Here is a 13,384-nt window from a genome sequence, read left to right as displayed (position 1 = left end):
TGCGTGTTATGGCTCAACTTGCCATGGTCATGAACCTGGACAAGTGCATCGGCTGCCACACCTGCAGCGTCACCTGCAAGCAGGCGTGGACCAACCGCGCCGGCACCGAATACGTCTGGTTCAACAATGTGGAAACCCGTCCGGGACAGGGTTATCCGCGCCGGTACGAGGACCAGGAGAAGTGGAAGGGCGGCTGGGTCCGCGACAAGAAGGGCCGCCTGAGCCTCAAGTCCGGGTCGCGCATGAAGCGGCTGCTGAACATTTTCGCCAACCCGGATCTGCCCACGGTGTCGGACTACTACGACCCGTGGAGCTACGACTACGACAATCTGCTGTCGTCGCCGCAGATGGACACCACGCCCACGGCCAAGCCCAAGTCGCTGATCACCGGTGCGGACACCAAGGTCACCTGGGGCGCCAACTGGGACGACTCGCTGGGCTCCGGCCCGGAGCAGGTCGGCAAGGATCCGCTGCTGGCCAAGCTGTCCGACAAGGTCAAACTCGAATTCGAGGAGACCTTCATGTTCTACCTGCCGCGTATTTGCGAGCACTGCCTCAACCCGTCCTGCGCGGCCGCCTGCCCCTCCGGCGCGATCTACAAGCGCTCCGAGGACGGCATCGTGCTGGTGGATCAGGACAAGTGCCGCGGCTGGCGGCAGTGCGTGTCCGCGTGCCCGTACAAGAAGATCTACTTCAACCACAAGACGGGCAAGGCGGAGAAATGCACTTTCTGCTACCCGCGTGTGGAGGTCGGCATTCCGACCGTGTGCTCGGAGACCTGCGTCGGGCGACTGCGCTACATCGGCGTCATGCTGTACGACGCGGACGCGGTGTTGGAGGCGGCGTCGGTCGAGAACGACGCTGAGCTGTACCCGGCGCAGCTGGGCGTATTCCTCAACCCGCACGACCCGCGCGTCATCGCCGAGGCCGAGCGCGCCGGGATCTCGCCGGAATGGATTGCCGCCGCGCAGGATTCGCCGGTGTACAAGCTGATCGTGGACTACCAGATCGCGCTGCCGCTGCACCCGGAATACCGCACCATGCCGATGGTCTGGTACGTGCCGCCGCTGTCGCCGGTGGTGGACGTGCTCACCGAGACCGGGCACGACGGCGAGAACCACTCCAACCTGTTCGGCGCCATCGACGCGCTGCGAATTCCCTTGGAGTACTTGGCCGAACTGTTCACCGCCGGTGAAATCGGGCCGGTGCGGGCGTCTCTGCAGCGGCTGGCGGGCATGCGGTCGTTCATGCGGTCGATCAACCTCGGCCAGGAACCCGATCTGACCATTCCGGACGCTGTCGGCCTGGAACCCGAAGAGATCGAGGCCATGTACCGGCTGCTCGCCATCGCCAAGTACGAGCACCGCTACGTGATCCCCTCCGGCGCGACTTCCCGTGCGCACGAACTGGATTCGCTGGCCACCGGCTGCTCCCTCGATACCGACGGCGGCCCGGGCATGACGGCCTTCGACTACATGGCCGAGAAGTTCCACCTCACCGACACCAATGGTGCTGCGCCGGACGAGAAGTCGACCCGCATCAACCTGCTCAACTGGGACGGCAAGAAGACCGACGGACTGATCCCGAGCAAGAACGGCGGCAACGGATCCAACGGAAGCACGGCCGCGACGACGAACGGCAGCAATGGCGCTGCCGCGAATTCGGCGAACGGCACCAATGGCGCTGCCGCCGCCGAGGCCGTGCCCGAAACGAGCGGAGCCCACTGATGAGCCTGCTCAAGCTGCGCCGCCGCCCCGAACCGGCGGTCCAGATGTCCGAGCGTGAACGCCGCCTGGTGTGGCGTCTCGCGGCGCTGCTGCTCGACTACCCCGGTGAGCAGACCCTGGCCATGCTCGACGAATTGGCCGGCGCCATCAGCGAATTGCCCGATGCGGTGCGGCCCGGCATGGAAGCCTTCCTGCTGCACCTGCGCACCACCGGACCGATCCTGCTGGCCCAGCAGTATGTCGAAACCTTCGATATGCGCCGCCGCGCCAGCCTGCACCTCACCTTCTACGCCTACGGCGACACCCGCAAACGCGGTATGGCCCTGCTGCGTTTCAAGCACGCCTACCGGCAGGCCGGTGTCGAACTCGGCGACGAGGAACTGCCCGACCACCTGGCCGTCCTGCTCGAGTTCGCCGCCACCGTCGACCCGGTCGGCGGCGAGCGCCTGCTCGGCGAGCACGTTCCGGTCCTGGAACTGCTCCGGCTCTCGTTGTCCGACAACGGTTCTCCCTACGCCGGCATCCTGGCCGCCGTCACCGCGACCCTGCCGCCGGTGACCACCGCCGACCGCCGCCGCATCGCCGAACTCGCCGCCCAGGGTCCCCCCGAGGAAGAAGTCGGCCTGGAGCCCTTCGCCATGGACCCCCTCAGCTTCACCGGATCGGAGTCCCGCCGATGACCACCACCCTGTGGATGACCCTCCCCTACGTGGCCTTCACCTCCTTCGTCCTCGGCCACCTGTGGCGCTACCGCAATGACCAATTCGGCTGGACCACAAGGTCTTCCCAGATCTACGAGTCCCGCCTGCTGCGCCTGGGCAGCCCGCTGTTCCACTTCGGCATGCTCGGCGTGATCGGCGGCCACGTGATCGGCGTCCTCATCCCCGAATCCTGGACCGCGGCCCTCGGCATCTCCGAACACGTCTACCACCTGTTCTCCGTCACCGCGGGAACCATTGCGGGCGTAGCGGTCATCATCGGCACCGCCATCCTGGCCTACCGCCGTATCACGGTCCCCGCGGTCCGCAAAGCCACCTCCACCAACGACAAGATCATGTACATCCTGCTGGGCGCGGCCTTGGTGACGGGCCTGCTCAACACGGTGGGCAGCAACCTGCTCTGGGGCACCTACAACTACCGCGAAACCGTCTCCCCCTGGTTCCGCAGCCTCTTCACCGCCCACCCCGAACCCACCCTCATGGTCGGCACCCCCTGGACCTTCCAAGCCCACGGCCTGGTGGTCCTCGCCCTCATCGGCATCTGGCCCTACACCCGCCTGGTCCACATGTTCTCCGCCCCCGTCGGCTACCTGGTCCGCCCCTACGTCGTCTACCGCAGCAAGGAAACCAAGGCCGTGGACAAGCGCCGCTACTCCCGAGCCTGGGACGCCCCCGTCCTCCCACCCCGCTGATCAAGCGACACACATTCCCCGCCCGTCCGAGCTGGAACCCTGATCATGTCTCCGGCGGGGATTCAGGGGCGTGCTGGTCCGCGAACTGGTCGGCAATGGTGGCGATCAGCCACAGATCCATGAGTTCGAGGTTCGTTCCCGAGCTGATGCGGGCGCGGTGGGCGTCGGAGAGGTGGATGCCGCGGCGGTCCAGGATGCGGAGGATGGCTTCGGCCAGGTTTTCGGTGGGCGGGTCGGGGGTCACGAGGCCGTTCCGGACTCCTGGTGTGGGACAGGGGCGAAGGCCAGGTCGGCTAGTTCGGTGAACAGGTGGCGGTCTTCGGCAGGGGTGCGGCGCAGGGCGATCGAGAGAGCGCGCAGAGATGCGGCGCCCTGAGGGCCACCGGCATGGGTCAGGGCCGAAAGCGTCGCCAGGGGAAGGTCTTTCGCAGCCTGCTTCGGGTCGGTCATGAAGGGGGTGTTGTGCGGGCCGAGGACCAGGGGGCGGACGGAGAGGCCGGGCCAGTGCGGGAGGCCGATTTCCTGGGGGCAGGCCGCCCACATGGCGGTGATCTTGTCTCGGCAGACCACGAGGAGAACCGGTGGGAGACGGTACTTTTCGTACAGATGGGCGAGGTGGTAGGCCCAGGTCGAAGCCTTTGCCGGGTCGTCGTAGGCGAGGGCCTGCACCAGGAGCAGGTACGCGCCTACGCGAGTCGTGATGCGCAGCAGGGTATCCGGGCGATGGCGGGCCGCGGGCGGGTCCGCGGGATCCGGCTGGAGCAGGGCCACGTCGACCGGATCGGGTAGCGGGAGGTTGAGGGCGCGGAAGGTCCGGGCGGCGGCCGGGACGGCGTGGTGGATCCGGTGCAACTCCTCGTGCGTGGAAACGACCATGGCGATGAGGGTACCTCGAGATTCGAACTTTTGTTCGAACGAATTCGCGAGAGATCGGCGCGTCGCCGGTGTGTGTCGCCGCATATTGCGGGGGTGATCAACTCGACTTACTGTCGAGTAGTAATTCTGTGGTTGGGGAACGTGCGGTACCAGGGCAGCTCTTCAGTGAGGCCGGGGTGAGGCGGTTCGATGGCCGACAGTCGATCGATGTTCCGGGCCTGGTTGCGAGACCGGGTGGATTACCGATGGCTGGTGCGCACGTTCGAGTCGCACGGGGCGCTCGGGCGGTTCAAGTTCATGCTGGGGGCCGGGGGCATTGTCATGCTGGTCATCGCACTGCTGGCGATGGTGGCGCAGCACGAGCTGGCGGGGCCCGCGGGGATCGCGCAGGGGCTCGCGGAGGCCGCGGTCGCGGGGATCTGGACGTGGCGGTGGTGGTTTCTGCGCTGGCCGGGCGAGCGGGAGTCGCTGGCGTGGATCGCACTGTTCGATCTGGATGCGCTGGGGAACACGCTGGTGGTGCACGATCCCGTCATCGGGGTGCTGGGGTTGATGCTGCTGGCCGCCATGGGCGCGTATGTGACGGTGTTCCACAGTCCGCGGGTGCTGGCGGTGCACGTGCTGTGGTCGCTGCTGGCGAGCGTGGTGCTGTCCGTGCGGATGTTCAGCGCCGCCGTGGGGCTTTCGGTGGTGCTGGTCATGCTGGTGGTGATCGGGGTGATGCTGCCGTTCATGCAGTTCTCGCACTGGCTGCTGCGCCGCGACGCGCTGTCGGATCCGTTGACCCGCTTGCTGAACCGCCGCGGACTCGACTCGTATCTGCTGTCCCACACCGACAGCCGCAAGCGGGACGCGGCCTACGTGGCGACCCTCGATCTGGATCGGTTCAAGGCGGTCAACGACACCTACGGGCATTCCCTGGGCGACAAGGTGCTCACCGGCGTCGCCCGGATACTCAGCTGCACAGCCGATTCCGATGCGCTGGTGGCGCGCACCGGAGGCGAGGAATTCGTGATCGTCGGCTACCTGCGCGACGAAGCCGTCATCACCGGCGAACGACTCCGCCGCGCGGTCGAGACCCTGCCGGGCCTGCCGGTGCCCATCACCACCAGCGTCGGCATCGCGGTATTCGACGCCACGCAGTGGGATGAGCCGTGCGGCGAAGCCGCCTACCACGATCTGTTCCGCCGCTCCGACTCCGCCATGTATCAGGCGAAACGTTTGGGCGGCAATACCGTTGTGGTGGACGCGGACGGCCGCGCCGAACTCAGCCGGCCAGTTTCGCCAGGTTCGGGAAGTTGCTGACCTCCCACCCGCCGTCCACCACCAGCTCGGTGCCGGTGATGTAGGAGGCGTCGGCACTGGCCAGGAACAGGCAGGGCGCGGCGACCTGTTCCGGTGTGGCGGCCGCACCCAGCGGAATGCGTTCCAGGAACATCTGTTTGGCGGGTTTGTAACCCATGATCGGAGCGACCAGCGGGGTGTCCACCAGACCCGGCAGCACCGCGTTGACGCGAATCCGGTACTGCGCCAGCTCCAGGGCCGCGTTCTTGGAGAACATGACGACCCCCGCCTTGCCGGTGGCGTAGGCGCTGCCCGCGGGCATGGGAATGCGGCCGTCCAGCGACGAAATATTCACGATCGCACCGCCATTGCCCGCATCGCGCATGAGCCGGGCCTCGTGCTTGGTGCACAGGAACACGCTCTTCTGCACCAGGTCGACGGTGAAATCCCAATCCGACTCGGCGAGATCGGTGATCGCGCCGATCCGAGAGCCGCCCGCCACATTGAAGGCCGCGTCGAGTCGCCCGAAACGCTCTGCGGCGGTGGCGATCCCGGCCTCGATCTGCGCTTCGACGGTCACGTCCGCGACCGCCGGGACGAACGCGTCGCCCAGTTCGGCGGCCTTCTTCTGCAATCCGGCTTCGTCGATATCGAGGGCGACCACATTCGCGCCCTCGGCGATCAGCGCGGTGGCGATGGCCGCGCCGATACCGGACGCCGCACCGGTGACCACGGCGGTCTTACCGGCGAATCGTGCTGTACTCATGAAATTCCTTGTCTCGAGGCCGGATTCACCGACGTCCGGCCCGCAGGAAGTCGCCGACCCGCGTCTTGCCCAGCGCGGCGGCCCGCTCACCCAGTCCGAACACGTATTCGCCGTTCACCAGCACAGCGGTGACGGTGTCGTCATTGCGATTCACCATGCGGGACAGGCCGTCGAACTCCGGGATGGGGTTCTCGGCATAGTCCTCCAGGCTCTCGTCCAGCCGCGCGGGGTCCACGATCACCACATCAGCGCGATCCCCGACCCGCAGGTGCCCGGCATCCAGGTCGTACCAGTCGGCCAGTTCCCCGGTTACCCGGTGCACCGCGTGCTCCACGGTCATGAACGGCCGCCCCGCCTGCTGCGCGTTGTGCACCCGCTTCAGCAGCCGCAGCCCGAAGTTGTAGAACGCCATGTTCCGCAGATGCGCGCCCGCGTCCGAGAACCCCAGCTGCACACTGGGATCGGCGGCCAGCCGATCCAGCACCTCGGGCCGGTGATTGGAAATGGTGGTGCGCCAGCGCACCTTCGACCCATATTCGACCACCAGGTCGAGGAAGGCGTCGACCGGGTGCACGCCGCCGCGCTCCACGCCGACCTGCCCGAAGGTCTTGCCGATCACGCTCGCGTCCGGGCACTCGGTGATCTCGGCGTCGAAGAAGTCCCGATGCCAGACCCGCGGACCCCACTTCTTGTCGTAATCCTTGCGGAACCAGCGCCGATAGTTCTCGTCGGCGAGCAGCGCGTGCCGCTCCTCCAGCTGATTCGACAGGTGCAAAGCCGCTGCGCCGGAACCGAATTCCTCGAACACCGGCAGGTCGATGCCGTCCGAGTACACCTCGAACGGCACCGGCAGGTGCTGCCACCGGAAGTCGCCGCCCAGCTTGTTCAGCACCTTGGCGATGAGCGGAAACATGTGCACCACACCGGGAATCGCCTTGATGTCGGCGGCCGACAGCAGGCTCACCTTCAGATTCGGCCGGAACAGGCCGAGGCTGGAGGCGGCCATGGCGAGCAGGCTCTGCGGGCGCGCCACATCCGGCCCGCCCTGCAGGGCCCGCTTGCGGTCCCGCAGAATCCGATTGAGCCGCCGCCGTTCCCGCGCGGTGGCATAGGTCGACGGCAGCGTGCGGGATCGGCACACTTCCCCGTCCAGCTTGTCGAACATGAGCTGCTGGGAGGACATGCCGATGAAACCGGCGTCGAGCGCCTCGCTCAGCTTGTGCTCCATGGCTTTCAGCTCGGATTCGGTGGGGACTTCGTCCGGCCGGGTGGCGCGTTCCAGGCCCATCTGCGCGGCGCGGATATCCGAATGGCCGATGAAGGCAGCGATATTCGGTCCCAGCGGCAGCGACTCCAGCGCCCGCACATACCCGTGTGCGCTGTTCCAGGTCTTGAGCGCATCCACCGCTTCGACCACATGCTTGCGCGGAATGGCCTCCACCCGCCCGAACAGGTCACCGGCGTCGGCCCCGTCCACGTGCACGGTGGACAGCGAGCAGGACCCGAGCATGACCGTGGTGACGCCGTGCCGCAGCGATTCCGACAGTGTCGGATCCAGCAGCACCTCGACGTCGTAGTGGGTGTGGATGTCGAGCATCCCGGGCATCACCCACTGCCCGGCCGCGTCTATGACACGCGCACAACCGGTTTCGTCGAGCGGCTGTGCGCTCACGGTGGCCACCCGCCCGGCACGGATCCCGAGATGCCGCAGGGCCGACGGCGCACCGGTGCCATCGAACCAGCGCCCGTTCTTGATAATGGTGTCGTACACGGGTTTTCACTCCCCTAGTGAGAGTTCACGGCGCAGCACCTTGCCGGTCGCATTGCGCGGCAACGCCTCCGAGGTGATGAGCCAGCGCGCGGGCACCTTGAAGTAGGCCAGCCGCTGCGCCACATGATCGCGCAGTTCGTCCTCGGTGAGCGACTCCGGGTCGGCGACGACCACAATGGCCGCCACCTCCTGGCCGAGGTCCTCGTGCGGCACCCCGATCACCGCGGATTCCTGCACGGCGGGATGCTCGTCGAGCGCGTTCTCGATCTCGGTGGGGTACACGTTCTCGCCGCCGCGCAGAATGAGATCCGAACGGCGACCGGCCATCTGCAACCGGCCCTCGCTGAGGAACCCGAAGTCGCCGGTGCGCAGCCAGCGGTTCTCGTCGATGGCGGCCTTCGACGCGGCCTCGTCGTTCCAGTAGCCGAGCATGACGTAGGGGCTGCGCACACAGATCTCGCCCTCGGTCCCGTCGGGCACGACCTTGCCCTCGGGATCGCGGATCTCGATCGAGACGCCGATGATGGGCCGCCCCACGGTCTCCGGATGCGCCGCCAGCTCCATGGGCGTCGCCACGGTCGCCGCGGTGCCGCTCTCGGTGCAGCCGTAGCTGACCGTCAACGCCACCTGCGCGACCGGCAGCCGCTCCCGCAGCCGCTGCTGCAAGGCGGGCGAGGACGGCGCGGCATTGAGCGAGAACGCCGCCAGCGAGGACAGGTCGTATTGCGCGATATCGGTTTCGAGCAGCCGGCTGGCCATGGTCGGCACGGCCGCCCAGTTGGTGATCCGCTCCTCGTCGATGAGCTTCATGATCTTGTCGGGCTCGAAAGCGCCGGTCGGGAAACTCACCGAGTCACCGGTCGCCAGTCGCGGGATCACCAGATTGTGCAGGCTCGCGATATGGAACAGCGGCGAGGTGTTCAGATAGCGGCGCTCGGTGGGGCTGCCGTCCCACGGCAGGCCGCGGAAACCCGCCGCCAGGGCGTCGGTGAAGCGGTGATAGTCGCTGACCGCCACCATGTTCCGCTGCGAGTGCACCACGCCCTTGGGCCGTCCGGTGGTGCCGCTGGTGTAGAGGATGCAGGCCGGATCGTCCTCGGCCACCGCGGTTTCCGGGTACTCACCTGCGTATTCGCTGATCAGCGTGGGCAGATCGCGTTCCATGGTGAGCACCGGAATCCGGGTTCCGGTCTGCTCCAGCAGTTCCGCCCGCTTGGCGTCGGCGACGACCACGACCGGCTGGGTGTGCTCGAGCCCGTAGGCGATCTCCCGGGGCGCCCACCACGCGTTGTAGCCCACCGGGATCGCGCCCAGGCGCTGTACCGCCCAGAAGGTCAGCACCCACTCCGGGCTGTTGGCGGCGAGAATGCCTACGCGGTCGCCCTTTCCGATGCCGTAGCGCTGCTGCAGCGCCGCCGCCAGCGCACCGGCGGCCTCGTGATGCTGGGTGAAGGTGTAGCGCCGCTCGCCCGCGACCAGGTAGTCCCGATCCCCCAGTTCCTTGGAGGCGTCCAGGATTTCGAGCAGTGAGCGGCGCCGATTGCGGAACACCGGGATCGGCGCGCCCAGCACCGGCTCCACGGTGATCTCGAACGGCCCGCCCGGCCCGGTCAGCTTGCCGGCGATCTGAGCCGCGAGCGCTTGCAGGTCAACGGTATTGGTCATGATTCACGTCCTCGAACGGCTTCGAATGTGGCTTGCAGGTAGGCATCGGCGCGCTCCGAGCCGATCAGTCCGGGAGCCATGCGGTTCATGGCATAGGCGACGGTGACCCGGTTCTCCAGGTCGTTGACCACCATCGAGCCGCCCAGCCCGCCCCACCAGCACACCCGGCGATCGGGGACGTGCGGGACGGTCTGCTGCTGCGGCAGACCGTATCCGATGCCGAACCGCAGCGGCACCAGAATCGCCTGATCCACGCCGTCGGACTGCTGGTCGAAAATGAGATCGATGGTCTTGTCCGACAAGAACTTCCGGCCCGCCAGCTCCCCTCCGCAACTGATGACGGACTGTATCTTCGCGATGGAGCGGGCATTGCCGTGCCCGTTCACGCCGCCGATCTCGGCCTGCCGCCAGCCCGCGGTTCCGCATTCGGCGAAGTCCAGCAGGGGTTGGAACAGGGTCTTGTAGAGGACGGTGTCCTTGGGGATGAGCGACTGGTCGAACTCCCCGAACTCCGGCGGGACCAGAGTGGCGATCCGATCGAAATCGGCTGCGCCGGTGCCGATGTGGAAGTCCGCACCGAGTGGCCCGGCGAGCTCCTCGGCGAAGAATTTCCCGAGGGTGAGCCCGGTGATGCGGCGAATGACCTCGCCGACCAGATGCCCGTAGTTGATGGCGTGATACCCGGACGCGGTGCCCGGCTCCCACCACGGTTGCTGCGCGGCCAGCCGCGCGGTGGACGCCTCCAGGTCGTAGATGTCGGCGAGCTCGATCGGCGCTTCCCAGCCCGACACCCCGGAGGTGTGCGAAAGCAGGTGCCGCACTTCGATATCGGCCTTGCCATTGGCCGCGAACTCCGGCCAGTAGTGCACCACCTTCTGGTACACGTCCAGCTCACCGCGATCGACCAGCAGCAGCGCGGACAGCGCCACCATGGTCTTGCTGATCGAGAAGGTGTTCACCAGAGTGTCTTCGCCCCAGGGCTTCCGCTGTTCGGGGTCGGCCCAGCCGCCCCACAGATCCACCACCGGTTCGCCGTCCACCGTCACGCACAGTGACGCGCCCAGCTCCGCCCCCGACTCCACCTGCTCGGTGAAAGCCGCACGCAGCCCGGCGAATTCGCCGGTGCAGAATCCCTCGACAGTCATCGGTGCGCCCCTCAGACTCGCACGGCGGCGCGAGCCGCGACCGGCAGCGCATACCCGTAGGCGGCGGCGCGCTTGGCGCCCCGCGCGATCTCCTTCTGCAGATCCCGGACGTAGGGCTCGAATTCGATCTGAATGGTGTGCCGGGGCGAGTCGTAGTACCGGCCGGACCGGCTCTCCTCCACCTCGCGAATGGCCTGATTCATCTCGGTCTCCGACGGCAGCCGGTAATTGCCGGTGAGATACGCGGCCACCAGCTTCGACTGCTGCTCGGCGAAATTCACCAGGGTCGGCATGGGCTGCGCGAGGCCCAGGAAGAACAAATTGCCCACGCCCGGCTTCATCATCTGCCGCCACAGCGGGAACTTGTTGCGCTCGTCCGGCAGCAGTTCCTGGTCGGTGAAGAACGGGAAGCTGATGTGATATCCGGTGGCGCACAACACCACATCCACCTCCTCCACCGTGCCGTCGGCGAAATGCACCTGCTTGCCGTCCAATCGGGTGATGGCGGGCTTGAACGTGATGTCGCCGCAGCCGGCGCGGTGCAGGAATTCCTCACTGGCCGACGGGTGCGCCTCGAACGGCAGGTGATCCGGCTTGGGGAGGCCGTAATCCTCCATGTGCCCGCGATTCTTGACCACGAACCGCTGCTTGAGCTTGAGCGCCAGTTTGGACGGCATCCACGGCGGCACCGACTGCTTGTCGCCGACTTTGCCGTTCACATACTTCGGTAGCACCCACACGCCGCGGCGCGCGGACAGGAAGAACTCGGACGCGATGAACTTCTGCGACAGTTCGGTGGCGATGTCCAGCCCCGAATTGCCCATGCCCACCACCACGATGCGCTTGCCGCGCATGTCGATCGGGTCGAACGGGTCGTTGTAGGCGTGCGAATGCATGAGCACGCCGTCGAATTCGCCCGGGTAGTCCGGCATCCGGGGATCCCAGTGGTGGCCGTTGCACACCAGCAGCACGTCGTACACCTCGGTGCGGCCGGTGTTCGTGCTGATCACCCAGAGCCCGTCGGCATCACGCTCGGCCGAGATCACCTTGGTGGACAGGTGGATTCGATCGCGCAGGCCGAAATGCTCCACATAGTCCTTGAAGTACTGGTGCAGCTGCGAGTGATGCGGGAAGTCCGGCCACTCGTCCGGGGCGGGGAAGTCCTCGAACGCGAGCCGGAACTTCGAGGTGTCGATGTGCAGGCTCTGATAGCAGGCCGACATCCCGTTCGGGTTCTTGTAGTACCAATTGCCGCCCACCTCGTCGGAGGCCTCGTAGCAATCGAAGGGGATGCCGTATTCGGCGAGCCGCTTGGCGGCGGTGATTCCCGACGGTCCGGCGCCGATGACGCACACCCGGGGCAATTCACGTGTTTCCAATTCACTCTCCTGGTTCGGCGGGTCACATTCCCCTGCCGGACGTGATCTGATCCACACGCTAACACTCACTAGACAGAGTGTCTAGTGAATGTACGAGCGTCTATCATTGGCCGCATGCAGACCGAACAGCCGGCCGAAGCCACCCGCCGCACCTCCCTGCGCGACGAGCAGAAACGGCTCACCCGCAGCCGGCTCATCGAGGCCGCCAAACAGCTGTTCACCACCCAGGGCTACGCGCCCGTCCGGGTCGACGACATCGCCGCCGCCGTGGGCTGCAGCCGCGCCACCTTCTATCTGCACTTCACCGGGAAGCCGGATGTGCTGCGCGCCATCGCCGAACAGGGCACCCTGCCCAGCGTCCAGCACTTCTACGAAGATCTGGACCATGTGCTGGACACGGGCTCACGCGAGGAGTTCGCCGCCTGGATGCGCCGCGCCATCGAATGGTTCCAGGAATACAAGGACCTGCTCCCCGCCTGGGACGAGGCCACCACGCTGGAACCCGAATTCCGCGAGGTCGCGCGCGAGGGCATTCTCGCACTGCCGAATGTGATGACCTCGTACCTGTCCCGCTGGCCCGCCGCTCAACAGGACGAGGCCAAATTGCGGATAGAGCTGCTGGTCGCCCAGCTGGAACGCTTCTTCACCCGCTGGGCCATGCAGGGCACCCTGGACGTCACCGCGGAACAAGCGGCGGTCGTACTCACCGATATCTGGTTCCCCGCGCTCCAAACACCGGGCGCTTGAGGGATATTCAGCCGAGCGGGGTGGTCCGTGCGCGCGCCGGCTCCCAGAAGGCGCGCAGCGCAATGATTTTCCCCGCTTCGTTCACACGGTAGGTGAATGCGCCATCGACTTCGACCGCCACACCGGACCGTTCGCTGCGGATGGTTCCCACGAAGGCCACTTCGTCGCCACAGGCGAAGGAATCCGGGAACCGGAAGTCGATGACACTGCGCGCAATCGCCTTGTCCCAGAACGCCGCAATGGCCGCGAGGCCGTAGTGCCCCTCCCCCACCGGGTCGTAGGGCGAGATGCCGATCGGATCCTCCACCCGGGCATCTGCCGCGAACAATGCCAGCCAGTCGCCCTTGTGCTTGGCGCGGACGGCGGCCTGCGAGGCGAGGCCGGCCAGACGGGCGGGATGTTCGGCGGTCATGCCGCCATCGTCACCATGCCGCGCGGGAAATCTCGACCGCCGGTCCCGATCATCGGACGCCGGGTGCGGCCTTGGAAACCCCGGTTACCTCATGGCAATTGTGGCGTGGATCACGAGATGTGATGCGGCCCGGTGTCGAGGACACCGGACCGCATCAAATTCTGAAATGCACCTGATTCAGCAATGGTCGGCTCGTGTCGG

13 protein-coding genes are annotated in these 13,384 nt (G+C 66.6%); 5 read left to right on the top strand and 8 right to left on the bottom strand.

Annotated features, from left to right (window positions below; all coding sequences use genetic code 11):
* The first annotated feature begins 8 nt into the window (after nucleotides 1-8).
* Genes narH through narI form a run of 3 tightly spaced genes read left to right on the top strand, consistent with a single transcriptional unit; the run spans nucleotide 9 to nucleotide 3,138 of the window.
* Complete coding sequence (narH, locus tag H0264_RS12730) at nucleotides 9-1,727, top strand: nitrate reductase subunit beta (protein WP_181584145.1); 1,719 nt, start codon at nucleotides 9-11, stop codon at nucleotides 1,725-1,727.
* Nucleotides 1,727-2,407 carry a nitrate reductase molybdenum cofactor assembly chaperone gene (narJ, locus tag H0264_RS12725; RefSeq protein ID WP_181584144.1) on the top strand — a complete coding sequence of 227 codons (681 nt, stop codon included), beginning with the start codon at nucleotides 1,727-1,729 and terminating at the stop codon, nucleotides 2,405-2,407. The genes narH and narJ overlap by 1 nt, the downstream gene beginning before the upstream one ends.
* On the top strand, nucleotides 2,404-3,138 hold the full coding sequence (gene narI, locus H0264_RS12720) for a respiratory nitrate reductase subunit gamma (RefSeq protein ID WP_181584143.1): 735 nt from the start codon (nucleotides 2,404-2,406) through the stop codon (nucleotides 3,136-3,138). The genes narJ and narI overlap by 4 nt, the downstream gene beginning before the upstream one ends.
* Nucleotides 3,139-3,181: 43 nt before the next feature.
* Here narI and H0264_RS12715 read toward each other — a convergent pair whose 3' ends face one another.
* Together H0264_RS12715 and H0264_RS12710 are read right to left on the bottom strand one after the other, a co-directional pair.
* Nucleotides 3,182-3,382 carry a hypothetical protein gene (locus tag H0264_RS12715; protein WP_181584142.1) on the bottom strand — a complete coding sequence of 67 codons (201 nt, stop codon included), beginning with the start codon at nucleotides 3,380-3,382 and terminating at the stop codon, nucleotides 3,182-3,184.
* Nucleotides 3,379-4,014: a hypothetical protein gene (locus tag H0264_RS12710; protein WP_181584141.1), complete on the bottom strand. Its 636-nt coding sequence runs from the start codon at nucleotides 4,012-4,014 to the stop codon at nucleotides 3,379-3,381. Before H0264_RS12710 ends, H0264_RS12715 begins: the two co-directional genes overlap by 4 nt.
* Nucleotides 4,015-4,203: 189 nt before the next feature.
* Between H0264_RS12710 and H0264_RS12705 the strand changes: the two genes are divergently transcribed.
* Entirely contained in the window at nucleotides 4,204-5,319 is a 1,116-nt protein-coding gene (locus H0264_RS12705; protein ID WP_181584140.1) for a GGDEF domain-containing protein, read from the top strand.
* On the opposite strand, the gene H0264_RS12700 is transcribed toward H0264_RS12705, so the two are convergent.
* The 5 genes from H0264_RS12700 to H0264_RS12680 are packed head-to-tail and all read right to left on the bottom strand — an operon-like array spanning nucleotide 5,282 to nucleotide 12,024.
* On the bottom strand, nucleotides 5,282-6,064 hold the full coding sequence (locus tag H0264_RS12700) for an SDR family NAD(P)-dependent oxidoreductase (protein ID WP_181584139.1): 783 nt from the start codon (nucleotides 6,062-6,064) through the stop codon (nucleotides 5,282-5,284). The genes H0264_RS12705 and H0264_RS12700 overlap by 38 nt on opposite strands.
* Before the next feature lie 25 nt (nucleotides 6,065-6,089).
* Nucleotides 6,090-7,835 (bottom strand): N-acyl-D-amino-acid deacylase family protein, encoded by a 1,746-nt coding sequence (locus tag H0264_RS12695; RefSeq protein ID WP_181584138.1) that lies wholly within the window; start codon nucleotides 7,833-7,835, stop codon nucleotides 6,090-6,092.
* A 6-nt stretch (nucleotides 7,836-7,841) separates the two neighbouring features.
* Nucleotides 7,842-9,500: a steroid-24-oyl-CoA synthetase gene (casG, locus tag H0264_RS12690; protein ID WP_181584137.1), complete on the bottom strand. Its 1,659-nt coding sequence runs from the start codon at nucleotides 9,498-9,500 to the stop codon at nucleotides 7,842-7,844.
* Nucleotides 9,497-10,645 (bottom strand): serine hydrolase domain-containing protein, encoded by a 1,149-nt coding sequence (locus H0264_RS12685; RefSeq protein ID WP_181584136.1) that lies wholly within the window; start codon nucleotides 10,643-10,645, stop codon nucleotides 9,497-9,499. Before H0264_RS12685 ends, casG begins: the two co-directional genes overlap by 4 nt.
* A gap of 11 nt (nucleotides 10,646-10,656) precedes the next feature.
* Nucleotides 10,657-12,024, bottom strand: a complete 1,368-nt coding sequence (locus tag H0264_RS12680; RefSeq protein WP_181584135.1) for a flavin-containing monooxygenase — start codon at nucleotides 12,022-12,024, stop codon at nucleotides 10,657-10,659.
* A gap of 114 nt (nucleotides 12,025-12,138) precedes the next feature.
* On the opposite strand from H0264_RS12680, the gene H0264_RS12675 reads away from it, so the two are divergent.
* Nucleotides 12,139-12,771, top strand: coding sequence for a TetR/AcrR family transcriptional regulator (locus H0264_RS12675; RefSeq protein WP_181584134.1), 633 nt, complete (start codon nucleotides 12,139-12,141; stop codon nucleotides 12,769-12,771).
* Nucleotides 12,772-12,778: 7 nt separating this feature from the next.
* Here H0264_RS12675 and H0264_RS12670 read toward each other — a convergent pair whose 3' ends face one another.
* Complete coding sequence (locus H0264_RS12670) at nucleotides 12,779-13,183, bottom strand: nuclear transport factor 2 family protein (protein WP_181584133.1); 405 nt, start codon at nucleotides 13,181-13,183, stop codon at nucleotides 12,779-12,781.
* Nucleotides 13,184-13,384 lie beyond the last annotated feature (201 nt).

Source organism: Nocardia huaxiensis (genome assembly GCF_013744875.1).
Lineage (GTDB): Bacteria > Actinomycetota > Actinomycetes > Mycobacteriales > Mycobacteriaceae > Nocardia > Nocardia huaxiensis.
The sequence above is the reverse complement of the archived record's forward strand: the minus strand, read 5'-3'. Positions and strand labels throughout refer to the sequence as shown.

Excerpts from the sequence above, each read along its gene's own strand:
- narH (WP_181584145.1), top strand. The coding sequence starts at position 9 with ATGGCTCAACTTGCCATGGTCATGAACCTGGACAAGTGCATCGGCTGC.
- narJ (WP_181584144.1), top strand. The coding sequence starts at position 1,727 with ATGAGCCTGCTCAAGCTGCGCCGCCGCCCCGAACCGGCGGTCCAGATG.
- narI (WP_181584143.1), top strand. The coding sequence starts at position 2,404 with ATGACCACCACCCTGTGGATGACCCTCCCCTACGTGGCCTTCACCTCC.
- H0264_RS12710 (WP_181584141.1), bottom strand. The coding sequence starts at position 4,014 with ATGGTCGTTTCCACGCACGAGGAGTTGCACCGGATCCACCACGCCGTC.
- H0264_RS12705 (WP_181584140.1), top strand. The coding sequence starts at position 4,204 with ATGGCCGACAGTCGATCGATGTTCCGGGCCTGGTTGCGAGACCGGGTG.
- H0264_RS12700 (WP_181584139.1), bottom strand. The coding sequence starts at position 6,064 with ATGAGTACAGCACGATTCGCCGGTAAGACCGCCGTGGTCACCGGTGCG.
- casG (WP_181584137.1), bottom strand. The coding sequence starts at position 9,500 with ATGACCAATACCGTTGACCTGCAAGCGCTCGCGGCTCAGATCGCCGGC.
- H0264_RS12685 (WP_181584136.1), bottom strand. The coding sequence starts at position 10,645 with ATGACTGTCGAGGGATTCTGCACCGGCGAATTCGCCGGGCTGCGTGCG.
- H0264_RS12675 (WP_181584134.1), top strand. The coding sequence starts at position 12,139 with ATGCAGACCGAACAGCCGGCCGAAGCCACCCGCCGCACCTCCCTGCGC.
- H0264_RS12670 (WP_181584133.1), bottom strand. The coding sequence starts at position 13,183 with ATGACCGCCGAACATCCCGCCCGTCTGGCCGGCCTCGCCTCGCAGGCC.